20 protein-coding genes are annotated in these 20,295 nt (G+C 66.0%); 12 read left to right on the top strand and 8 right to left on the bottom strand.

The window, feature by feature from the left end; all coding sequences use genetic code 11:
• The first annotated feature begins 361 nt into the window (after positions 1-361).
• Positions 362-1,936: a Re/Si-specific NAD(P)(+) transhydrogenase subunit alpha gene (locus tag ISM_RS00280; protein WP_040618199.1), complete on the top strand. Its 1,575-nt coding sequence runs from the start codon at positions 362-364 to the stop codon at positions 1,934-1,936.
• A gap of 13 nt (positions 1,937-1,949) precedes the next feature.
• Positions 1,950-3,380 (top strand): NAD(P)(+) transhydrogenase (Re/Si-specific) subunit beta, encoded by a 1,431-nt coding sequence (locus ISM_RS00275; protein ID WP_009812084.1) that lies wholly within the window; start codon positions 1,950-1,952, stop codon positions 3,378-3,380.
• A gap of 66 nt (positions 3,381-3,446) precedes the next feature.
• On the opposite strand, the gene ISM_RS00270 is transcribed toward ISM_RS00275, so the two are convergent.
• Entirely contained in the window at positions 3,447-4,328 is an 882-nt protein-coding gene (locus ISM_RS00270; RefSeq protein WP_009812083.1) for an EamA family transporter, read from the bottom strand.
• 93 nt (positions 4,329-4,421) lie between these two features.
• On the opposite strand from ISM_RS00270, the gene ISM_RS00265 reads away from it, so the two are divergent.
• Positions 4,422-4,913, top strand: coding sequence for a MarR family winged helix-turn-helix transcriptional regulator (locus ISM_RS00265; protein WP_009812082.1), 492 nt, complete (start codon positions 4,422-4,424; stop codon positions 4,911-4,913).
• Positions 4,914-4,947: 34 nt separating this feature from the next.
• On the opposite strand, the gene ISM_RS00260 is transcribed toward ISM_RS00265, so the two are convergent.
• Positions 4,948-5,511 carry a flavodoxin family protein gene (locus ISM_RS00260; protein ID WP_040618198.1) on the bottom strand — a complete coding sequence of 188 codons (564 nt, stop codon included), beginning with the start codon at positions 5,509-5,511 and terminating at the stop codon, positions 4,948-4,950.
• 115 nt (positions 5,512-5,626) lie between these two features.
• Here ISM_RS00260 and ISM_RS00255 point away from each other — a divergent pair, with 115 nt between their 5' ends.
• Both ISM_RS00255 and ISM_RS00250 read left to right on the top strand, forming a co-directional pair.
• Complete coding sequence (locus tag ISM_RS00255) at positions 5,627-6,025, top strand: winged helix-turn-helix transcriptional regulator (RefSeq protein WP_009812080.1); 399 nt, start codon at positions 5,627-5,629, stop codon at positions 6,023-6,025.
• A gap of 126 nt (positions 6,026-6,151) precedes the next feature.
• Positions 6,152-7,432, top strand: a complete 1,281-nt coding sequence (locus ISM_RS00250; RefSeq protein ID WP_009812079.1) for a DUF3422 family protein — start codon at positions 6,152-6,154, stop codon at positions 7,430-7,432.
• Here the strand turns inward: ISM_RS00250 and ISM_RS00245 are convergent.
• Genes ISM_RS00245 through ISM_RS00235 form a run of 3 tightly spaced genes read right to left on the bottom strand, consistent with a single transcriptional unit; the run spans position 7,429 to position 11,101 of the window.
• The gene (locus ISM_RS00245; RefSeq protein WP_009812078.1) at positions 7,429-8,295 is read right to left on the bottom strand and encodes an ABC transporter permease; all 867 of its coding nucleotides are present in this window, start codon (positions 8,293-8,295) and stop codon (positions 7,429-7,431) included. The two genes, ISM_RS00250 and ISM_RS00245, sit on opposite strands and share 4 nt — an antisense overlap.
• A complete protein-coding gene (locus ISM_RS00240; RefSeq protein WP_009812077.1) occupies positions 8,288-9,295 on the bottom strand; it encodes an ABC transporter permease in 1,008 nt (335 codons plus the stop codon). Before ISM_RS00240 ends, ISM_RS00245 begins: the two co-directional genes overlap by 8 nt.
• A 45-nt stretch (positions 9,296-9,340) precedes the next feature.
• Positions 9,341-11,101: a peptide ABC transporter substrate-binding protein gene (locus ISM_RS00235; RefSeq protein ID WP_254655622.1), complete on the bottom strand. Its 1,761-nt coding sequence runs from the start codon at positions 11,099-11,101 to the stop codon at positions 9,341-9,343.
• A gap of 190 nt (positions 11,102-11,291) precedes the next feature.
• Between ISM_RS00235 and ISM_RS00230 the strand changes: the two genes are divergently transcribed.
• Together ISM_RS00230 and ISM_RS00225 are read left to right on the top strand one after the other, a co-directional pair.
• The gene (locus ISM_RS00230; protein ID WP_009812075.1) at positions 11,292-12,842 is read left to right on the top strand and encodes an ABC transporter ATP-binding protein; all 1,551 of its coding nucleotides are present in this window, start codon (positions 11,292-11,294) and stop codon (positions 12,840-12,842) included.
• A gap of 78 nt (positions 12,843-12,920) precedes the next feature.
• The gene (locus ISM_RS00225) at positions 12,921-14,096 is read left to right on the top strand and encodes a M20 aminoacylase family protein (protein WP_009812074.1); all 1,176 of its coding nucleotides are present in this window, start codon (positions 12,921-12,923) and stop codon (positions 14,094-14,096) included.
• A gap of 15 nt (positions 14,097-14,111) precedes the next feature.
• Here the strand turns inward: ISM_RS00225 and ISM_RS17605 are convergent, their stop codons facing one another.
• The gene (locus ISM_RS17605; protein WP_050754086.1) at positions 14,112-14,987 is read right to left on the bottom strand and encodes a GGDEF domain-containing protein; all 876 of its coding nucleotides are present in this window, start codon (positions 14,985-14,987) and stop codon (positions 14,112-14,114) included.
• A 166-nt stretch (positions 14,988-15,153) separates the two neighbouring features.
• Positions 15,154-15,552: a DUF6524 family protein gene (locus ISM_RS00215; protein WP_009812072.1), complete on the bottom strand. Its 399-nt coding sequence runs from the start codon at positions 15,550-15,552 to the stop codon at positions 15,154-15,156.
• A 224-nt stretch (positions 15,553-15,776) separates the two neighbouring features.
• Here ISM_RS00215 and ISM_RS00210 point away from each other — a divergent pair, with 224 nt between their 5' ends.
• Genes ISM_RS00210 through ISM_RS00200 form a run of 3 tightly spaced genes read left to right on the top strand, consistent with a single transcriptional unit; the run spans position 15,777 to position 18,025 of the window.
• Positions 15,777-17,072: an adenylosuccinate synthase gene (locus ISM_RS00210; protein WP_009812071.1), complete on the top strand. Its 1,296-nt coding sequence runs from the start codon at positions 15,777-15,779 to the stop codon at positions 17,070-17,072.
• A 4-nt stretch (positions 17,073-17,076) separates the two neighbouring features.
• Positions 17,077-17,328 carry a DUF2842 domain-containing protein gene (locus ISM_RS00205; RefSeq protein WP_009812070.1) on the top strand — a complete coding sequence of 84 codons (252 nt, stop codon included), beginning with the start codon at positions 17,077-17,079 and terminating at the stop codon, positions 17,326-17,328.
• A 40-nt stretch (positions 17,329-17,368) separates the two neighbouring features.
• Positions 17,369-18,025, top strand: coding sequence for a 5-formyltetrahydrofolate cyclo-ligase (locus ISM_RS00200; protein WP_009812069.1), 657 nt, complete (start codon positions 17,369-17,371; stop codon positions 18,023-18,025).
• 37 nt (positions 18,026-18,062) lie between these two features.
• Here ISM_RS00200 and ISM_RS00195 read toward each other — a convergent pair whose 3' ends face one another.
• Positions 18,063-18,791 (bottom strand): FadR/GntR family transcriptional regulator, encoded by a 729-nt coding sequence (locus ISM_RS00195; protein ID WP_009812068.1) that lies wholly within the window; start codon positions 18,789-18,791, stop codon positions 18,063-18,065.
• A 59-nt stretch (positions 18,792-18,850) separates the two neighbouring features.
• Between ISM_RS00195 and ISM_RS00190 the strand changes: the two genes are divergently transcribed.
• Positions 18,851-19,651, top strand: coding sequence for a DUF2182 domain-containing protein (locus ISM_RS00190; RefSeq protein ID WP_009812067.1), 801 nt, complete (start codon positions 18,851-18,853; stop codon positions 19,649-19,651).
• Positions 19,652-19,654: 3 nt separating this feature from the next.
• Positions 19,655-20,290 (top strand): DUF1326 domain-containing protein, encoded by a 636-nt coding sequence (locus ISM_RS00185; protein ID WP_009812066.1) that lies wholly within the window; start codon positions 19,655-19,657, stop codon positions 20,288-20,290.
• Positions 20,291-20,295: the final 5 nt, after the last annotated feature.

Below are 20,295 nucleotides of genomic sequence, written 5' to 3'. Positions count from 1 at the left end.
GCGCGGTGCGGCATGGCCGGATCGCTGGGCCGGAGGCGCGTCTGAGGGGACGTTTTGACCGCTGCACCGCCGCATCTGGGGCAAATTCCGCGATGACCCACATGATTTAGGGAAATCAGGTTATCGTATCCATGCCGAAAATGTGAAATAACGACGCTTGTCAGGCCGAAACCGTCCGCTTTGGGAGGGGCAGGTCGGCCATCGGGCGCGGCGGAATTGTCGCAGTGCAGAAAAATGCGCTGGCGATTTTGTCGGGCGCGCAATAATATTGCGCGAACACCCGGTGGAGAGCGCAACAATCATATCGGCGGAACTGGTCCGTCAGGCGCCGGGTAGGGATGAAAAAAAGGGGGATCATGTCTTGAAGATCGGAACGCCCAAGGAAGTTTTGGACGGTGAGAACCGAGTGGCGATGACGCCGGACTCGGCGCTGCAGCTGCAGAAACTGGGCCATGAATGTGCCATTGAGGCCGGGGCCGGCGAGAAGGCCGGGTTTGCGGATGCGGATTACAAGGCGGCCGGGGTCGAGGTGATCAACACGGCCGCCGCGCTGTGGAAATCCTGCGACGTGGTGGCCAAGGTGCGGGTGCCCACCGAGGCCGAGCTCAAGCGGCTGCGCAAGGGGCAGACGCTGATCTCCTTCTTCAACCCCGGTGGCAATGAAGAACAGATGCAGGCCGCCGCCAAGAAGGGCGCGACGGTCGTCGCCATGGAGATGGTGCCGCGCATCAGCCGGGCGCAGAAGATGGACGCGCTGTCGTCCATGGCCAATATCGCGGGCTATCGCGCGGTGATCGAGGCGGGCAACAATTACGGCCGTTTCTTCACCGGGCAGATCACCGCAGCGGGCAAGGTGCCGCCGGCGAAAGTTCTGGTGGTGGGGGCCGGTGTCGCGGGTCTCGCGGCGATCGGGACCTCGACCTCGCTCGGTGCTGTGACCTATGCGTTCGACGTGCGGCCCGAAGTGGCGGAGCAGGTGGAATCGATGGGCGCCGAGTTCGTCTATCTCGATTTCGAAGAAGAGCAGGCCGACGGGTCGTCCTCGGGCGGCTATGCCTCGGTGTCGAGCCCCGAGTTCCGCGAGGCCCAGCTGGCCAAGTTCCGCGAGCTGGCGCCGGAGATGGACATCGTCATCACCACCGCGCTCATCCCGAACCGCGAAGCGCCGGAGCTGTGGACCGAGGATATGGTCAAGGCGATGAAGCCGGGCAGCGTGATCGTCGATCTGGCGGCGGAAAAGGGCGGCAATTGCAAGCTCACCGTCATGGATGAGAAGATCGTCACCGACAATGGCGTGACCATCATCGGCTATACCGATTTCCCGAGCCGCATGGCGTCGCAATCCTCGACGCTCTATGCCACGAACATCCGCCACATGCTCACCGATCTGACCCCTGAAAAGGACGGTGTGATCGTGCATGACATGGAGGATGACGTGATCCGCGGCGCCACCGTGACCCATGCGGGTGACGTGACCTTCCCGCCGCCGCCGCCGAAGATCCAGGCGATTGCGGCGCAGCCCAAGAAGGACGCGCCCAAGGAACTCACCCCGGAAGAAAAACGGGCCAAGGAAGTGGCGGCCTTCAAGGCGCAGACCAAGCAGCAGGTGACATTGCTGGCGGTCAGCGGCGGCTTGCTGCTGTTGGTGGGCACCGTTGCCCCGGCGAGTTTCATGCAACATTTCATCGTTTTCGTTCTGTCGGTCTTTGTCGGCTTCCAGGTGATCTGGAACGTCAGCCACAGCCTGCACACGCCGCTCATGGCGGTGACGAATGCGATCTCGTCGATCATCATCCTCGGCGCGTTGATGCAGATCGGATCGGGCAGTTTCCTGGTGATCCTCTTGGCGGCGCTCAGCGTCTTCATGGCGGGGATCAACATTTTCGGGGGCTTCCTCGTGACCCGGCGCATGCTCGCCATGTTCCAGAAATCGTAAGGAGTAGGGGATAATGGATTTCGGATTTACCACTGCGGCCTATGTTGTTGCCGCTGTCCTCTTCATCCTGTCGCTGGGCGGCTTGTCTGGCCAGGAAAGCGCCAAGCGCGCGGTCTGGTACGGGATCGTCGGCATGGGGCTCGCGATCTTTGCGACGCTGATCGGGCCGGGCTCTGGCCTGTGGCTGTTGTCGGTGCTGCTCATCGCGGGCGGCGGGATCATCGGCTATATGGTCGCGCAGCGCGTCCAGATGACCGAGATGCCGCAGCTTGTGGCGGCGATGCACAGTCTCGTCGGTCTGGCGGCGGTCTTTGTCGGCTTTAACGCCGATATCGAACTGGGCCGGGTTCTGGCGATGGAAGCCGCAGAAAAGAAGGACCTCACCGGCTTTGCCGCACTTCTGGCCAAGAAAGATGCGGTCGAGATCAACATCCTGCGGGTCGAAGTATTTCTCGGCGTCTTTATCGGCGCGGTGACCTTCACCGGTTCGGTTGTGGCCTTTGGCAAGCTGGCGGGCAAGCTCAGCTCGGCGGCGACCAAGCTTCCGGGTGGGCATCTGCTCAACGCCGGGGCGGCGATTGCGTCCTTCATCCTGCTGATCGTCTATCTCAACACGGGCGCGTTCTGGCCGCTGCTGGTGATGACGCTCTTGGCGTTCTTCATCGGTTATCACCTGATCATGGGCATCGGCGGCGCCGATATGCCGGTGGTGGTGTCGATGCTCAACAGCTACTCGGGCTGGGCGGCGGCGGCGATCGGCTTTAGCCTCGGCAATGATCTGTTGATCGTGGTCGGTGCGCTCGTCGGTTCGTCCGGTGCGATCCTAAGCTACATCATGTGCAAGGCGATGAACCGCTCCTTTGTCAGCGTCATCCTCGGCGGTTTCGGTGGCACCACCGGCCCGGCGATGGAGGTCGAGGGCGAGCAGGTGGCGATTGATGCCGATGGCGTGGCCACGGCACTCAAGGACGCCGACAGCGTGATCATCGTGCCGGGCTATGGCATGGCGGTGGCGCAGGCGCAGCAGGCGGTGAGCGAGCTCACCAGCAAGCTGCGGGCGGCGGGCAAATCGGTGCGCTTTGCGATCCACCCGGTCGCGGGCCGTCTGCCGGGGCATATGAACGTGCTGCTGGCCGAGGCCAAGGTGCCCTATGACATCGTGCTCGAGATGGATGAGATCAACGAGGACTTTCCGGAGACGGATGTGGTCATCGTGATCGGCTCGAACGACATCGTGAACCCGGCCGCACAGGAAGACCCGAACAGCCCCATCGCGGGGATGCCGGTTCTCGAAGTGTGGAAGGCGAAGCAGGTGTTCGTGTCGAAACGCGGTCAGGGTACTGGGTATTCCGGTATCGAAAACCCGCTCTTCTACAAGGAGAACACCCGCATGTTCTATGGCGATGCCAAGGACAGCGTGTCGAGCCTGCTGACCCGTCTCTGATCGGGACTGTGAGACAAAAGAAAACGCCCCGGTGTCTGCCGGGGCGTTTTGCGTTTTCGGGGGCTGTCAGGCGGCGCGCAGCGGCGCGGGCCTTGCGGGGGCCGGGCGCAGCGCCCATTGGCCGAGCCAGACCGAGCCGAGCACGGTGGCGGCGCCGATGGTCTGTTGCGGGCTGAGGGTCTGGCCCGCGATGGCCCAGCCGAGCAGCACCGCCGAGAGCGGCGAGACAAAGCCCAGCACCGAGAGCGACGCCGGGCCGAGCCGGGCCAGCCCGCGAAACCAGATCGCATAGGTCAGCACCGCGCCCGCCAGCCCGAGCCACAGCAGGCCAAGAAGAGCGCCGCGGTCGAGCGCGGGCAGCGGCGGCTCCAGCCAGAGCGCCAGCGGCAGCAGCAGGAGCCCGCCGGCGGCGAGCTGCCAGGCGGTGAAGGTGAGGGCTGAGACCGGCGGCGTCCAGCGGCGGCTCAGCACCATGCCGAGCGCCATGCTGGCCGCACCGCCGAGCCCGGCGGCAATCCCCACCGGATCGAGCTGTGCCTCGGGCGACAGCACCAGCAGGCCGACGCCGCCGATCCCGGCGAGGGCGGCGAGGATCGCGACGGGCGGCGTGGCGCTGCCCAGCAGCGCGCGTGACAGGAAGAGCACAAAGAGCGGCTGCACCGCGCCGAGCGTCGCCGCCACCCCGCCGGGCAGGCGATAGGCCGCAAGGAAGAGAAATCCCCAGAAGAGGGTGAAGTTCAGGGCGCCCAACAGGAAGATCCGCCCGAGCCAGCGGCGCGGCGGCATTTGCCGCAGCAGCAAGATGAGCAGCAGCCCGGCGGGCAGGGCGCGCAGCATCGCCATGCCGAGCGGATGGCCCGGCGGCAGAAGTTCGGTGGTGACGATATAGGTGCTGCCCCAGATGGCGGGGGCGAGCGCGGTGAGGGCGAGATCGGTTTGACGGGTCATGAGATGTCCTGACGCGGGGGAGAGAAGAAATCTTGACGTCAAGATATGTGATAATCTCTTGACGTCAAGATAACCCGCGCACAGGGTATGTGCATGGATCACGTGGACAAGATCATCGCGCAATGGGCGCGGGAGCGGCCCGATCTCGACACCGGGCCGATGGCGATCATCGGCCGGATGTCGCGGCTGGTGCTCGAGATGAGTGCAGAGATGCAAAAGACCTTTCGCGCGCATGGGCTCAATGCGGCGGGGTTCGATCTCTTGGCGACGTTGCGGCGGGCCGGGGCGCCCTATCGGTTGTCACCCGGCGATCTCATTGCGAGCAGCATGGTGACCTCGGGGACGATGACCAACCGGATCGATCAGCTGGTCAAGGCGGGGCTGGTCGAGCGGATCGCGCAGGAGGGCGATCGGCGGTCGGTTCTGGTTGGGCTGACGGCAGAGGGGCTGGCGCGGATCGAGGGCATGCTCGAGGCGCATGTGGCGACGCAGGCGCGGCTCTTGGCGGGGCTCGATGCGGCGGAGCGGGCGCAGCTCGACGGGCTGTTGCGGCAGATGCAAGCGGCGCAGAGCCCCCCGGCGTAACGCACGCCGGGAGGGTGTTTTTCGGGGCAGGGTGTCAGGCGGCGAAGCGCTCGGCGAGGCTGGCGACGCGGGCGCCAAAGGCGCGGGCGCTGTCGAGATCGCCGTTGCGCGGGCCTTGGTCCGGGCTGGAATCGCTGGGCGAGATGGCGGTGACACCGACCGAGCCGCCGCCCCAGTTGATGTCCGAAGGCGTGCTGGCCAGCGTGTTGGAGGGCGCCTGACCGAGGCTCACCCAGATCTGGCCATGCTGCGAGGCGAGCGTGTTGAAATAGGCCAGGGTCGAGCCCTTGTCGCCATTGGTGCTGGCCGAGTTGGTAAAGCCACCGGCGAGCTTGTCCTGCCAGTCGCGGGCGAACCAGCGTTTCGAGCTGTCATCGGCGAAGCGTTTGAACTGCCAGGCCGGGCCGCCCATGTAGGTGGGGCTGCCATAGAGGATGGCATCGGCCTGATCGAGCGCCTCCCAGGCGTCGTCGGGCAGGGTGCCGTTTTCGGAGAGTTTCCAGAGCCGGGCGGAATTGCCCGCGCCATCGGCCACCGCTTGTGCGAGCCGGTCGGTATGTCCATATCCAGAGAAGTAGACGATTTCGATATTTGCCATGTTGGCCTCCATTCTGATGCCCCGCGGGGCGTGTGTTCCTTGTGTGAGAGGGGAGGTAAGGGCTTTACTTACAAAACGTAAGTGGGTACCTTTTGGTAACTAAGGAAAAAATGTCATGAACGACATGATGGATCAAGAAATTAAGGGCCGCGCGGCGTCGAAAAATTTGGCGCATACCCCCGGCCAATGCCCGATGGACCCGCTTTTGCGGGCGGTGAGCGGGCGCTGGACGCTCTATATCCTGTGGCTCTTGCGCAGCGAGGGGCCGCAGCGGTTTGGCGCGCTCAAGACGCAGATCCCGGGGATTTCGGCCAAGATGCTCACCGAGCGGCTGCGCGGTCTCGAGGCGGCGGGGCTGATCACCCGCGAGGTGGTGCCGACGATCCCGCCTCAGGTGACCTATGCGATGAGCTGCCGAGGGGCCGAGCTGCACCGGGCGCTCGACGGGTTGCATCAGGTGGCGGAGAAATGGCAGGGCGAGGGCTGGACGCTGGAGGCGGGCGCTACCGAGTGACCCGCGCCTGATCGCTGCACTGCGGCATACAATGGTATGCGGCCAAGCCCTTGCGATGTCACAGGAATTCCTTTTCATCGGGGCGAATCATCCCTAGTGTGTGGCGAACCAACGGGGATCCCAGACATGCCGCCCATCGCCGACCATCCGCTGCGCTATAGCCTTGCCAACGAGCTTCACGCGCGGCCCTTTCCGGCCATGTCGGTGCCGGCCACGGGGCTCTTTCTGGCGATCAAGCGCGAAGAGGGGGCAGCGGCCCGCGACCGGGATCAGGATCTGGCGCATCTGGTGGCGCTTCTCGATCGCCATGGCGCACCGCATCCACAGCCCGGGGCCACGCATTATTCCGGCAAGATCGGCCGCCATACGCTGCGCTGGGAAAGCCATACCGAGTTTGTGACCTACACGGTCTTTGCCGAAGGCGCGGGCCAGCGGCCGTTCGATCCGGCCGAGGCCTCGGTCCTGCCGGAGGATTGGCTGGCCGAGGCGCCCGGGGTGCGGATCACCTCGGCGCTGATCCGGGTGGTGCCTTGGAAGGACAAGGAAAACGCCCGTGCGGCCATCGCCGATCACTTCGTGGCCGAGAGCGTGGCGGTGGCGCGGGTGCTTGATAATGCGGCGGTGATCGCGTCGGATTTTCGCATAGACGAGGCCGGGCATCAGCGCATTCTGGTGATTGCCGCGCCCTCGATCGGGCCCAATCGGGTGGGCCGCATCGTCACCAGGCTCTGCGAGATCGAGACCTATAAGTCGATGTCGATGCTCGGCTTTTCGCGGGTGCGGTCGCTCGAGCCGCGGATGGGCGAAATTGACGCACGGCTCAGCCGGATGATCGAAGAGATGACCGGCGGCGGCTCGAGCTCGGAAGAGACGTTGCGGGTGCTTCTCGACATTTCCGCCGAGCTCGAGGCGATGGTGGCGCGGGCTTCGTTCCGCTTTGGCGCGACGGCGGCCTATGAGCGGATCGTGACGCAACGGATCAACGTGTTGCGCGAAGAGCGGTTCGAGGGGCGGCAGACCTTTACCGAGTTCATGATGCGGCGCTATCAGCCGGCGATGCGCACGGTGGAATCGACGCAGGCGCGGCTCGCGGCGATGGCGGATCGGGCGCGGCGCGCGGGCGAGCTTTTGCGGACACGGGTCGAGGTCGAGCGCAGCGCGCAGAACCAATCGCTGCTCGAGAGCATGGATCAGCGCGCCGATATGCAGCTCAAGCTGCAGAAGACCGTTGAGGGGCTCAGCGTTGTGGCGATCAGCTATTACGCGGTGTCGCTGGCGGGCTATCTTCTCTATCCGCTGGCGGCGGGGCTGGGGATGAGCAAAGGGGTGCTGACGGCGCTGGTGACCTTGCCGATCATTCTGGCGGTCTGGCTCATCATCCGGCGCATTCGCGGCGCGGTGCATTAGCGGGGCAGGCGGATCTCGTCGGCGATGCGGTCGCGCAGCCCGTCGCCCAGATAGCTCACCGCGAGCACGGTGAGTGAGATCATCGCGCCGGGCCAGAGGGCGCGGCCGGGCCGGTCGCTCAGATAGGGCAGGCCTTCGGTGAACATGCGGCCCCAGCTCGGCATATCGGCGGGAAATCCGAGGCCGAGATAGCTCAGCGCGCTTTCCAGCAGAATGGCATTGGCGATGCCCAAGGTGGCCGAGACGAGGATCGCCGAGGCGCAATGGGGCAGGATATGCCGGGTGACGAGCGCGCCGGTGCTGGCGCCTGCGACACGGGCGGCGATGATGAAGTCGCGCCGCATCAGCGTCTGGGTCAGCCCGCGCACCACCCGCGCCGTCATCATCCAGGAGGTGAACCCGATGCCCAGCACCACCAGCAGGAAGAGGCCGACATCATGGCCAAACGCGCCGCTCAGCCGGTCGCGGAAGAGCATCACCGCCACCAAGAGGATCGGCAGCAAGGGCAGCGACAGAAAGAGATCGGTGAGCCGCATCAAGAGCCCGTCGAGACGCGGGAAGAGCCCTGCCGCGAGGCCAATGGCGCAGCCCAAGAGGAGCGATAGCGCCATGGCCGCGCCGCCCACCGCCAGCGTCAGCCGCCCGCCCTCGAAGAGCCGCGCCAGCAGGTCACGGCCAAGCTGATCGGTGCCGAGGGGATGGGCGAGCGAAGGGGCGGCGTTGCGCTGGCCGAAATCCACCGCGTCGGCGGCATGGGGCCAGAGCAGCGGCCCGAGCAGCACCAGCAGCAGGATGAGCCCGAGCGTGGCGCGGGCGGCGCGGGCCGGGGCACGGCGCGGGCGGGGGCTGCGGCGTCTATCCATGGCGCAGCTTTGGGTCGAGCCAGGCGTTGAGCAGATCGGCCAGAAGGTTGCAGAGCACGATCAGCACCGCCAGCAGGAAGGTGATGGTGAGCACCACGGGCCAATCGCTCGCCTTCAGGGCGGTGATGAGCAGGTGACCGACGCCATTCACCCGGAAAATTTGCTCGGTGATGATCGCGCCGCCAAAGACCTGTGGCAGGCCAAGCGCCGCCACGCTCACCACCGGGCCGAGAGCGCGGGGCAGGGCGTGGAGCAAGATCACCCGTGGCTCTGACAGGCCCCGTGCGCGGGCCGAGAGCACATAGGGCGCGCGCAGCTCGTCACGCATCGCGGCCCGCATGTAGCGGCTCAAAAGTGCCGTGGTCTGCAGGCTGAGCACCATGACCGGCAGGGTCATCTGCCAGAGCTGATAGCGCAGGCTCGGCCAATCCTCGACCCGGTGCAACCCGTCATAGGAGAGCGGCAGCCAGCCCAGCGTGGTGGTGAAAAGCAGGATCAGCACCGCCCCGGTGAAAAACGGCGGCAGCGCATAGCCCAGCACCGAAATGCCCCCCGTCAGGTGATCAAAGAGCGCATACTGCCGCAGCGCCGCGATGATCCCCAGCGGCACCGCAAGGAGCAGCCCCACGACATAGGCCGCGCCCACCACCCAGAGCGTCTGGGGCAGGCGTTCGCCGATGATCTGCATCACCGGGGCGCGGTTTTGCCAGCTGATCAGGCGCGGCATGTCCTCGGCCCAGCCGGTGCCAAAGAGCGCGTTCACCGCCTGCGCCGGTTCGATCCAGAACATCTGTTGCAGCCAGAGGCCAAAGCGGTCGGGCGCGGGGCGGTCGATGCCGAGGGCCGCGCGCATCTCGGCCTCGACCTCGGGCGAGACGCCCAAGGGCAGCTGGGCCAAGGGATCGCCCGGGGCCAGATCGATCAGGGCAAAGAGCGCGAGCGCGATGACGAGCAGCGTCGGGATCGCCCAGCCGAGCCGGCGGAGGGTGAAGGTCAACAAACTGGCACCTGGCTGGTCCCTCTGTGGTCTCGCACGCCGTGCAGCCTAGCGCGAAACCGGGCTCTTGTGCCAGTCGGCGATGTTCCAGAACTCGCTGTCCCAGCTGTTCATCACCACGCCCTTGAGATCATGCAGATGGGCCGAGACCCGGCCCCGGTCGACCAGCGGAATGACCGCGTAATCCTGCACCAAGAGATCGTTGAGCTGCCGGATGAGCGCGGCGCGCGCCGCGAGCCCGGCGGTCTGGGCCAGCGTTGCCAGAAGCGCGTCGAACTCGGCATGACACCAGCGGCCGGTGTTGCTGCCTTGCCATTGGTTTTCGGGGCGCGGGATAGAGCTACAGGTCCAGCCAGCGAGATAGGCCTCGGGGTCGGTGCCGGTAAAGCTCGCCGCGTACATCTGAATATCGGCAAAGAATTTCTGCATCGTGTCGGGGCTGCCGGTGTCGCCGCCAAAGAACACCGAGGCATCGATATGGCGCAGCTCGGTGTCGATGCCGATCTCGCCCCACCAATGTTTGAGCGCCATCTGGAAATCCTGCCGCACGGCGTTGGTGGTGGTCTGGAACAACAGGCGCAGCGGCGTGCCGTCCTTGTCGCGGATGCCGTCGCCATCGCTGTCCGTCCAGCCCGCCTCGTCAAGCCGGGCGCGCGCCGCGTCGAGATCCTGCGCCGGGCAGGGCGCGAGCGGCTCTTCGGTCGCCAGCATCGTCGGCGGCAGGATGTTGCAGGTCACCCGTCCGGTGTCGCCATAGCCCAGATCGACCAGCGCGGCGCGGTCGATGGCAAGGCTCAGCGCCTCGCGCACGAGGCGGTCCGACAGGATCGGGTGTTGCTGAAGAAAGGTTGCCCGCGCCTCGCCCAGCGCCGGGTCGGGGTCGGAGAAATTTACCACCAGCCGTTCGACCACCGCGCCAAAGGCCACCACCGGCGTGCCGTGCCCCGCCGCCGCCATGGCGCTCAGCAGATCGGGCGGCAGTTGCAGGTTCCAGGCATAGTCGAACGCCCCCGCCTCGAGCACCGCGCGGGCGGCCTCGGTCGGGGTGCCGCCGCCCTTGAGCGAAATCTCGGCAAAGGCCGGTTTTGCGGGGTCGCGATAGGCGGGGTTGGCCTCGAAGAGCACGGTGTCATTGCTGCGGAATTCGGCGACGCGATAGGGCCCGGTGCCGATCGGGGCAAAGTTCTGCGCGCTACAGCCCGCCGCTTCGGGGCCGAGACACTCGGCGAATTGCGCGGCCTGCAGGATCGGGGCCTGGGCGCCGACAAAGGGCTGATAGGGATAGGGTTTGGGGGTGGAAAAGCGGATCTCGACCCTGCGCGCATCGGGGGCGGTCACCTCGGCCACATCGTCGAACATATCGGCCTGGGCACAGCCGGTGCCGGGGGCGGTGCAATAGCGCCAGGTAAAGGCCACATCCTCGGCGGTGAAGGCACTGCCATCGGACCAGGTGATACCCTCGCGCAGGGTCCAGGTGATGCGGGTGAGATCCTCGCTCACCCCGCCATTGTCGAGCGTCGGGATCTCGGTGGCGAGCCAGGGCACCATCGCGCCCGTCGCATCATGACGCGCCAGCGGTTCGAGCACGATGCTCGCCGCCTCGGTGTCCTTGGCGCCGCTCGAGAGATAGGGGTTGAGCGTCGAGGGGGCCTGCCAATAGATCATCTCGAGCCGGCCATCGCGGCCGCGTTCGCCCGTGTCTTGCGATTGGGCCATGAGCGGCGTGGTGAGACAGCCAAGCGTCAGGGCCACGGATGCGAGACGCCGGCGCGCCGAGGGGGCGCTTGCGGGGGGGATGGAAAGGTTCATATGCGTCTCCGCGCCGTTCTGTCCGGGCCGTCGCCGGGCGACATGACGAGTGGGGTTGAATGTCTGGGCCACGGAAAAGCCCCGTGGCGTGGGGCGCTCGGGCCCCCGGGGAACAAGCTTTGATATTTTCTTCTGGAAATCAACCGCTAAACTGCAAGTTGATGTCGCAGCCCCGAAAGAAGGACGCCCCGTGCCGCAGAACTCATCCGTCCCGGCCCGTCTGGCGCTCTGCGGCCTCGGCGTCTCTGCCCCGGATGGGACGGAGATTCTGAAAGGCATCGATCTGACCATTGGGGCGGGCGAGGTGCTCTGCCTGCTGGGGCCATCAGGCGCAGGGAAATCGGTGCTGGGCCGGGTGGTGCTGCGGCTCGATCTGCTCGATGGCAATCGGATCACTGCGGGGCGCGTGTGGCTCGATGGGCGCGATCTCACGGCTCTCCCTCCGGCAGAGCTTCGGCAGTTGCGTGGCGGGCTGGCGGGCATGGTGTTTCAGGATGCGGCGGCGGCGCTGACCCCGGGGCGGCGCATCGGCGCACAGCTCATCGAGAGCCTGCGTTTGCAGCCGGGGATGCGGCGGGGCGAGGCACGGGCGCAGGCCCATGAGTGGCTGCGCCGGGTCGAGCTTGGCCCGGAGGTGATGCAGGCTTATCCGCATGAGCTCTCGGGTGGCATGGCGCAGCGGGTGATGCTGGCGCTGGCGCTGGCGCGGGGGCCTAAGCTCTTGATCGCGGATGAGGCGACGACCGCGCTCGATCCGGTGACGCAGGCGGGCATTCTCGATCTCATTGACCGGTTGCGCCGCGAAGAGGGGCTGGCGGTGCTGCTCATCACCCATGACGCGGGCGTGGCGCGGCGCTTGGCCGACCGGGTGGCACGGATCGAGGCGGGGCGGATCGTGGGTGAGGGGCCGGTGGCGGAGAAGCTCGGGTCCGCGCCTGTGCGGCCTCAGGCAGGGCGCGCGCCTGAGACGGCGCCGTGGCTGCGGGCGGAGGGGCTCTGCCTCGACTATCCCGCGCGGGGCGGCGGCCGAAAGGCGGCGCTGCGCGATGTCGCGCTCGATCTGCGGCGTGGCGAATGTCTGGCGCTGATCGGCCCGTCGGGGGCGGGCAAGACGAGCCTCGCGCGGGCGCTTTTGGGGATCGAGAGGCTCTCGGGGGGCCAAGTGCAGGTGGAGGACCGGATGCTGGTGGGGGCGGGGCAGAGCCTGTCGCGGGCCGACCGGGCGCGGTTTCAGATGATCTTTCAGGACCCGCTGCAAAGCTTTGACGCGCGCCGCAGCCTTGGCGCGCAGATCGCTGACAGCCTGTGCAATTTCGGCGTGACGCGGCCAGAGGCCGAGGAAAGGGCGACGGCTCTATCTGCGCGGCTGGGGCTCGATGCCGCTCTGCTGACGCGGCGGCCCGGCGCAGTTTCGGGCGGGCAGCGGCAGCGGGCGGCCATGGCCCGCGCCCTCATCCTCGCGCCCGATCTGCTCATCGCCGACGAGGCGCTGAGCGCGCTCGACCCGGTGCTGCGGGCCGAGATGGTGGCGCTCTTGCAGGCCGAACAGGCGGCGCGGGGCATGGCGCTGCTGCTCATCAGTCATGATATGGCGCTGGTGGCGGAACTGGCCCATCGCGTGGCCGTGGTGGCCGGCGGCGAGATCGTCGAAGAGGGCCCCGCGGCAGAGGTGCTGCGCGCGCCGCGCCATGCGGTGACCCGGGCGCTTCTGGCCGAGGCGGGAGGCATGGCAGACGCCTGAGAGGGCACGGCTGTTCAGCCGGGGGCAATCGGGGCTAAGCTGCGCGACGAATCCCCCCCCTTGGCCCAAGGACCTCCCATGCCCGTCAAACCCTTCTTCACCGCGCATCACGCCGAAATCACCGACTGGCGACGCGACATTCACGCCCATCCCGAGCTTCTCTTCGACACCCATCGCACTGCGGCTCTGGTGGCGGAAAAGCTGCGCGAGTTCGGCTGTGACGAGGTGGTCGAAGGCATCGGGCGCACCGGCGTTGTCGGCGTGATCCGGGGGCAGGGCGCTCAGCCCGGCAATGACGCGCGCACCATCGGGCTGCGCGCCGATATGGATGCGCTGCCGATCCCCGAGGCGACCGGCGTGCCCTATGCGAGCAAGACCCCCGGCGTCATGCATGCCTGTGGCCATGACGGGCATACGGCGATGCTGCTGGGGGCTGCGAAATACCTCTGCGAAACGCGCGATTTCTCCGGCACTTGCGTGGTGATCTTTCAGCCCGCCGAAGAGGGCGGCGGCGGCGGGCGCGAGATGTGCGAAGACGGGCTGATGGAGCGGTTCGGCATCGAAGAGGTCTATGGCATGCACAATTGGCCCGGCGTGCCCGAGGGGACATTCGCCATCCGGCCCGGCAATTTCTTTGCCGCCACCGACCTCATCGAGATCGAGATCCTGGGCCGTGGTGGCCATGCGGCGAAACCGCATGACACGATCGACCCGGTGGTGATCTCGAGCCAGCTCATCATGGCGCTGCAGACGGTGGCCGCGCGCAATGCCGATCCGACCGAACAGCTCGTGGTCTCGGTCACTTCGGTCGCCACCTCTTCCAACGCGTTCAACGTGATCCCCGACAGCGTGACCCTGCGCGGCACGGTGCGCACCATGTCGCCCGCATTGCGCGACCTCGCCGAGAGCCGGATCACCGCGCTGGCACAATCCACGGCGCAGGGGTTCGGGGCCGAGGCGCGGGTGCGCTATGAGCGGAACTATCCGGTGATGGTCAACCATCCCGCCGAGACCGATCATGCGGCAGGCGCCGCGCGGGCGATCAGCGGCCAATGCGACACCGCGCCTCTGGTGATGGGCGGCGAGGATTTCGCCTTCATGCTCGAAGAGCGGCCCGGCGCCTATATCCTCGTCGGCAATGGCGACACGGCCATGGTTCATAACGCGGAATATGATTTCAACGATGCGGTGATTCCCGCCGGCTGTAGCTGGTGGGCGGAGCTGGTGGAGCAGCGGCTGCCGCGGCAGGGCTGATCCCGGGCGGTCGCCTCAGGCGCTGAGGCGGCTGCGCTTTTCTTCATACATGCGGTGATCGGCGCGGGTGAGCAGCCCGGTCACCGTACAGCCATCCCGCGGAAAGGCCGCCATGCCAAGGCTCGCGCCCAGCGCGATCTTGTCGGCTTGGCCGCCCTTGGGCAGGGTGAAAGGCGCATCAAAGCAGCGCAGCACCTGCCTTTGCCCACGCTTGAGCGCGAAATCATCGGTGGCGCTGCGCAGCAGGATGACGAATTCGTCACCGCCAAGCCGCCCGGTGAGATCGCGTTCGATCATCGTCGCATTGAGCCGCCGCCCGAGCTGTTGCATCACCGCATCCCCGGCGAGATGGCCATGGGTGTCATTGACCTGCTTGAACCCGTCGATGTCGAGCAGCAAGAGCGCAAAGCTCCGCCCGAGCCGGTTTCCGGCCATGATCGCGCTGTCGATCTGTTCCGAGATCGACGCCCGGTTCAAGAGCCCGGTGAGCGGATCGCGAAAGGCGCGGCGGTGCAGCTCGTTCAGGGTCTGGTCGCTGACCATCGGTTCGCGGACATGGACCTCGAACACCGGCGGGCGTCCCTCCACCTGCGGCATGAGCAGCACGAGCTGTTCGGCCCAGACCAGCCCGCGTTCAGGATGTCGAAACCGTTTGAGCAGGCTGAACTTGCCCGCGCCGCGCGCCTGCAGCAACTCGAGCTGGGCGCATTCGCGCAGATGGTCGGTCGTGTGGGTGATCTCATCGATGCCCTTGCCGATGAGCGCCTCGACACTATAGCCGAGAAAATGCGCCAGCTGCGCCGACACCGATTGGAAACGCCCGTCGGGCGCCACTTGGGCGATGCCACCCGAAGGCGGTCGAGACAGGGTTTCGTCAAAGGTCTTTGGCATGGGTTTCCTCAGGCTAGAGCCGGCAAATTCGGAGGAACACATTAACAAATGATTAAATGTGGCGGAGTTCCGTAAGTCCCCTTTCAAAACGTGCGGATTATCGCCTAACCCTTCATAAATCTCCGTATGTACACATATGGATTAACACCCAAAGACAGGGCATCGGTCAAGCACTCACATCATCCATGTCGGATTGACCGCTGATCCGGCGGCGCACGTGGCTCCAGCTGAGGCCAATGCCGAGCACCAAGGACAGGATGCCGAGCCCGAGCCAGATCCGCGCCGCGCCTTCCTCGAGCCGCAACAGCCCGAGATCATAGAGCACCCAGACCAGCGCCCCGGCAATCGCCAGCACCAGGAGCATGCCGAAAGCTCCGATCGAGCGCAGCGTGGCGCGCAGATAGATGATGTAGCCCACCAGAAGCAGCAGCCCGCCCAGCACCACCATCGGCAGTTCCGCGTTCAGATTGTCGCGCGCCCAGCCGACATAGCTATAGCCCGTTGGATTGAACGTCGCCGCCAGAAGCGCAAAGGCCAGAAACCAGCGTAGAAAAAAGCCTGCCATGCGAGAGCTCTCCGTCTTGGGTCGGGCTGAATCGGAGTTGAGAGTGGGACAGGCGGCAGATCATGTCCAGCCTTTTGCCCGGCGCGCAGATGGCCCTTCTGGCGTGGCGGCGCCCGTGCTTGGACAGTTTGCCACGGCTTTCTCTGAATTAGCGGTTCCACTGGCCCCCTTGGCCCGGTATAGGGGAGCCGGTTTTACTAAATGGATGTCCGGAAAGGATCACCATGGCAAATGTTGTCGTCGTGGGCGCCCAATGGGGTGACGAGGGAAAAGGCAAGATCGTCGATTGGCTCAGCGAGCGGGCCGATGTGATCGCCCGGTTTCAGGGCGGGCATAACGCCGGCCATACGCTTGTCATCGACGGCAAGGTCTACAAGCTCAACGCGCTGCCCTCGGGTGTGGTGCGCGGCGGCAAGCTGTCGGTCATTGGCAATGGCGTGGTGCTCGACCCGTGGCATCTCGTGGCCGAGATCGCCAAGATCCGCGAGCAGGGCGTCGAGATCACGCCCGAGACGCTGATGATCGCCGAGAACACGCCGCTCATCCTGCCGATCCATGGCGAGCTTGACCGCGCCCGTGAAGAAGCGGCCAGCAAGGGCACCAAGATCGGCACCACCGGTCGCGGCATCGGCCCGGCCTATGAGGACAAGGTCGGCCGTCGTGCGGTGCGCGTCGCCGATCTCGCCGATGACGCCACGCTCGAGGCGCGGGTCGACCGCGCGCTGCAGCACCATGACCCGCTGCGCCGCGGCCTCGGCATCGAGCCGGTGGACCGCGACGGGCTTATCGCGCAGCTCAAGGAGATCGCCAAAGAGATCCTGCCCTATGCCGCACCGGTGTGGAAAGTGCTCAACGAGCGCAAGAAAAAGGGCGAGCGTATCCTCTTTGAAGGGGCGCAGGGCGCGCTGCTCGACATTGATTTCGGCACCTATCCCTTTGTCACCTCGTCCAATGTGATCGCCGGTCAGGCCGCCACAGGCGTCGGCGTCGGCCCCGGCTCGATCGATTACGTGCTCGGCATCGTCAAGGCCTATACCACCCGCGTGGGCGAAGGCCCGTTCCCGACCGAGCTCGACGATGAGGATGGCAACCGTCTCGGCACCCGTGGCCACGAGTTCGGCACCGTCACCGGGCGCAAGCGCCGCTGTGGCTGGTTCGATGCGGCCCTGGTGCGTCAGACCTGCGCCACCTCGGGTGTCACCGGCATCTCGCTGACCAAGCTCGACGTGCTCGACGGGTTCGAGACGCTCAAGATCTGCGTCGGCTATGATCTCGACGGCAAGCGGCTCGACTATCTGCCGACCGCCGCCGAAGAGCAGGCGCGCTGCCAGCCGATCTATGAGGAAATGCCGGGCTGGAGCGAATCGACCGAAGGCGCGCGCAGCTGGGCCGATCTGCCCGCCAATGCGATCAAATATGTGCGCCGCGTCGAAGAGCTCATCGAATGTCCGGTGGCGCTTCTGTCGACCAGCCCCGAGCGCGAGGACACGATCCTCGTCACCGATCCCTTCGCGGATTGATCCGATGGGGAAGGCACCCGGTCTGAGTTACAAGGCGCGGCGGCGCTGGGCCTTGGTCATCCTGCTGATCGGGCTGCCGCTCTATATCGTGCTGGCGGTGACGCTCACCGACTGGCTGCGCGGGCGCTACCCGGTGTTGCCGGCGCTGACCGAGCTGGTGGTCTTTGTGGCGCTCGGCATTGTCTGGGCGCTGCCGTTCAAATTCATCTTCAAAGGGGTCGGTCAGGCCGACCCCGATGCGGGCCCCGAAGACTGATCGCTTGCCGGGGCAGGCGGGCTGTGCTTCGCTGTCGCCCATGGCAGAGGATGATGACCGACCCGGTGCACCGCCCTGTTTTCAGCATGAGCTGATCGGCGGTCACCCGGTCGACCCAGAGACATGGCGCGATGTCGCCCGGTTTCGCCGGGCCGAACGCACGCGGCTCTATGCGGCGCGCACGGCGCTGGGGGTCGCGGGGCTACGGACGCAATCGGCGCGGATCATGGCGGGGCTTGGTGAGATGCTCGGCCCGCTTGCCGGGCGGCGCATCGCGGTCTTCTGGCCGATCCGGGCCGAGCCCGATCTGCGCGACTGGATGGCCGAGGCCGACCGGGCCGGGGCCGAGATGCTCTTGCCCGTGGTGGTGGAAAAAGACGCCGCCCTGATCTTTCGCCGCTGGCGGCCCGGTGTGGCCATGACGCGCGGTCAGTGGAACATCCCGGTGCCCGAGACAGGCGCGCCGATCACGCCCGATCTCGTCATAGCACCGCTGCTGGGGCTCGACGGGGCGGGCTATCGGCTCGGCAATGGCGGCGGCTATTACGACCGGACCTTGGCCGGGCTCGCGGCCGACGTGGTCGGCGTGGGGTTTTCCGATTGCCGGATCAAGACGATCTTTCCGCAGCCTTGGGACATTCCGATGCAGCGGGCAATGCTCGGCTCGGGCGAGCGGCTCGAGTTTCCGAAATCCTGAAAGGATTTCGTCCCGTTTCCCTTTGAGGGAAACGGCGTCAGCCTTTGGCGCGCGCCGCCATGACATCGCGGCCAAGGGTGAGCGTATAGGCCTCGAGCTCGACCAGCGCCTGATCCGCCCCGCCCGCATCATGCGCCTCGAGCGCATCGGCAATCCGCGTGTGTAGCCCGACAATGGCCTCGCGCGACCGGGCGGTGAAGGTGATCATGTTCATCAAGGGCTGCATCGCCTCGACCGCCCCGGCGAGCTGATAGCTCAGCACCGGGTTGCCCGCGCCATCGACCAGCGCCCGGTGAAAGGTCACATCCGAGGCGCAGAAGCTTTCATCCGAGAGGCCGGGCTGGGCCTGGCGGTGGATTTCGGCGCGCATCGTGGCGAGGTGATCGGGGCTGCGCCGTTCGGCCGAGAGCGGCGCACAGGCCCGCTCCAGCGCATAGCGCGCCTCGCAGGCCACATCGAAACTCACCTCATTCATCGACAGCAGCAGCGTCGAGGTGGTGACCTGCTGACCATAGGCCTCTTCATAGCGCAGCCGGTTGACGAAGGCGCCGCCGGTGGCGCCGCGCTGGGTCCGAATGAGCGATTGCGCCGCCAGCCGTTTGAGCGCCTCGCGCACCGTCGGCCGCGACACCTGAAACTGATCCGAGAGCTCGGCCTCTGAGGGCAGCCGTTCGTCGACGATCATATCCCCCGATACGATGGCATCGCGAATGGCATTGGCGATCTGAGCCGAGAGGTCGATTTTCTTGTCCGGATCAATTTTCATTTGTGCCGTCCGCAATTGTCTGACATTTTGAGTGCCGAGGTGAGTCTAGGACATACGCGATGCACGGAATTCTGACCATACCCCTGCGCAACCTGGCTTGGCTGGGCTTTTTCGCGGCGATCCTCGCGGCGTGGTATGCGATGTATGCGATGGCGATGCAGATGGATCTCGACCTGCTGGGCCGCCCCGGCGCGATGGGCGAACGGATGCGCCAGATGGACCCGCGCATGCCGATGTATATGCCGATGGCGAACTTCGGCCCGCTCTTTGCCATGTGGGCGATCATGATGGCGGCGATGATGCTGCCGACCTTGGTGCCGACCTTGCGCAGCTATGAGGATCTGATCGCCTCGGCCAATGGCAGCCGCGCCGGGTTTCTCGGCGTCTTGGCGGGGTATTTCCTCATCTGGGTGGGCTTTGCCGGGCTGATCACCGGGGCGCAGCTGGCGCTTCTCTATGGTGGGGTGATCGACATGCTGGGCATCGCGCGGGCGCCCTGGATTGGCGCGCTCTTGCTGATCGGGGCGGGGCTCTACCAATTCACCCGGCTCAAGGAAATCTGCCACGGCGTTTGCCACAGCCCGATGATGTATTTCCTCGGCCATTGGCGCGCCGGCGGGCTCGGCGGGCTGCGCATGGGGCTCGGGCTTGGTGCCTATTGCGTGGGCTGCTGCTGGCCCCTGATGGTGCTGGGCTTTGCCGGTGGGGTGATGAACCTCGCCTGGATGGGGCTCGCCACGATCTACATGATTTTGGAGAAACTGCCTCAGATCGGTCACGCGGTGGCGCGGCCATTTGGGGTGTTGCTGATACTTGGCGGGCTGGTCTGGCTGGTCGCGCCGCATGTCCTGGGAGGATAAAGGATGAGTGAGACGAAAACCGCACCGGAATGGGCGATCAAGGGTGAGTTGTTCCTCAATTGTAGCTGCGAAGTCTTCTGCCCCTGCGTGGTGAGCCTTGGCCAGCACCCGCCCACCGAGGGCCATTGCCACGCCTGGATGGCCATTGCCATCGACGAAGGCAGCTTTGACGGCGAAGACCTGTCGAACCTCAATGTCGGCATTCTCGCCGATATCCCGGGCCGCATGGGCGAGGGCAATTGGAAGGTCGCGCTCTATGTCGACGAACGCGCCAGCGACGCGGCGTTCGACGCGATCTGCGCCATCTTCTCGGGCAAGGCGGGCGGCACCACCGGGCTCTTTACCATGCTCGTGTCGGAAATCATCGGCGTCGAACGGCTGCCGGTGGCGATCCAGCGCGAGGGCAAGACCCGCGCCATCCAGATCGGCCGCAAGATCCAGGGCGAGATCGAGATGATCGACGGCGCCAGCCCCGATCAGCCGGTGACCATCACCAATTCGCAATATTGGATGGGCCCCGACATCATCGCCGCCAAGGGCAAGAAGAGCCGGGTGCGCGATTATGGCCGCGTCTGGGATTTCGGCGGCAAATCCGCGGAAATCTGCCCCATCGACTGGTCCGGCCCCACCGCCCGCTAGGGCCG

The organism is Roseovarius nubinhibens ISM (assembly GCF_000152625.1).
GTDB classification, from domain to species: Bacteria; Pseudomonadota; Alphaproteobacteria; order Rhodobacterales; family Rhodobacteraceae; genus Roseovarius; species Roseovarius nubinhibens.
Note: the sequence above shows the minus strand (reverse complement) of the source record. Positions and strands in the feature narration are given on the sequence as shown.

Bases quoted from the DNA above. Each gene is read 5' to 3' on its own strand.
- ISM_RS00275 (WP_009812084.1), top strand. From the start codon at position 1,950: ATGGATTTCGGATTTACCACTGCGGCCTATGTTGTTGCCGCTGTCCTC.
- ISM_RS00270 (WP_009812083.1), bottom strand. From the start codon at position 4,328: ATGACCCGTCAAACCGATCTCGCCCTCACCGCGCTCGCCCCCGCCATC.
- ISM_RS00265 (WP_009812082.1), top strand. From the start codon at position 4,422: ATGGATCACGTGGACAAGATCATCGCGCAATGGGCGCGGGAGCGGCCC.
- ISM_RS00260 (WP_040618198.1), bottom strand. From the start codon at position 5,511: ATGGCAAATATCGAAATCGTCTACTTCTCTGGATATGGACATACCGAC.
- ISM_RS00255 (WP_009812080.1), top strand. From the start codon at position 5,627: ATGAACGACATGATGGATCAAGAAATTAAGGGCCGCGCGGCGTCGAAA.
- ISM_RS00250 (WP_009812079.1), top strand. From the start codon at position 6,152: ATGCCGCCCATCGCCGACCATCCGCTGCGCTATAGCCTTGCCAACGAG.
- ISM_RS00245 (WP_009812078.1), bottom strand. From the start codon at position 8,295: ATGGATAGACGCCGCAGCCCCCGCCCGCGCCGTGCCCCGGCCCGCGCC.
- ISM_RS00235 (WP_254655622.1), bottom strand. From the start codon at position 11,101: ATGAACCTTTCCATCCCCCCCGCAAGCGCCCCCTCGGCGCGCCGGCGT.
- ISM_RS00225 (WP_009812074.1), top strand. From the start codon at position 12,921: ATGCCCGTCAAACCCTTCTTCACCGCGCATCACGCCGAAATCACCGAC.
- ISM_RS17605 (WP_050754086.1), bottom strand. From the start codon at position 14,987: ATGCCAAAGACCTTTGACGAAACCCTGTCTCGACCGCCTTCGGGTGGC.
- ISM_RS00215 (WP_009812072.1), bottom strand. From the start codon at position 15,552: ATGGCAGGCTTTTTTCTACGCTGGTTTCTGGCCTTTGCGCTTCTGGCG.
- ISM_RS00210 (WP_009812071.1), top strand. From the start codon at position 15,777: ATGGCAAATGTTGTCGTCGTGGGCGCCCAATGGGGTGACGAGGGAAAA.
- ISM_RS00205 (WP_009812070.1), top strand. From the start codon at position 17,077: ATGGGGAAGGCACCCGGTCTGAGTTACAAGGCGCGGCGGCGCTGGGCC.
- ISM_RS00200 (WP_009812069.1), top strand. From the start codon at position 17,369: ATGGCAGAGGATGATGACCGACCCGGTGCACCGCCCTGTTTTCAGCAT.
- ISM_RS00195 (WP_009812068.1), bottom strand. From the start codon at position 18,791: ATGAAAATTGATCCGGACAAGAAAATCGACCTCTCGGCTCAGATCGCC.
- ISM_RS00190 (WP_009812067.1), top strand. From the start codon at position 18,851: ATGCACGGAATTCTGACCATACCCCTGCGCAACCTGGCTTGGCTGGGC.
- ISM_RS00185 (WP_009812066.1), top strand. From the start codon at position 19,655: ATGAGTGAGACGAAAACCGCACCGGAATGGGCGATCAAGGGTGAGTTG.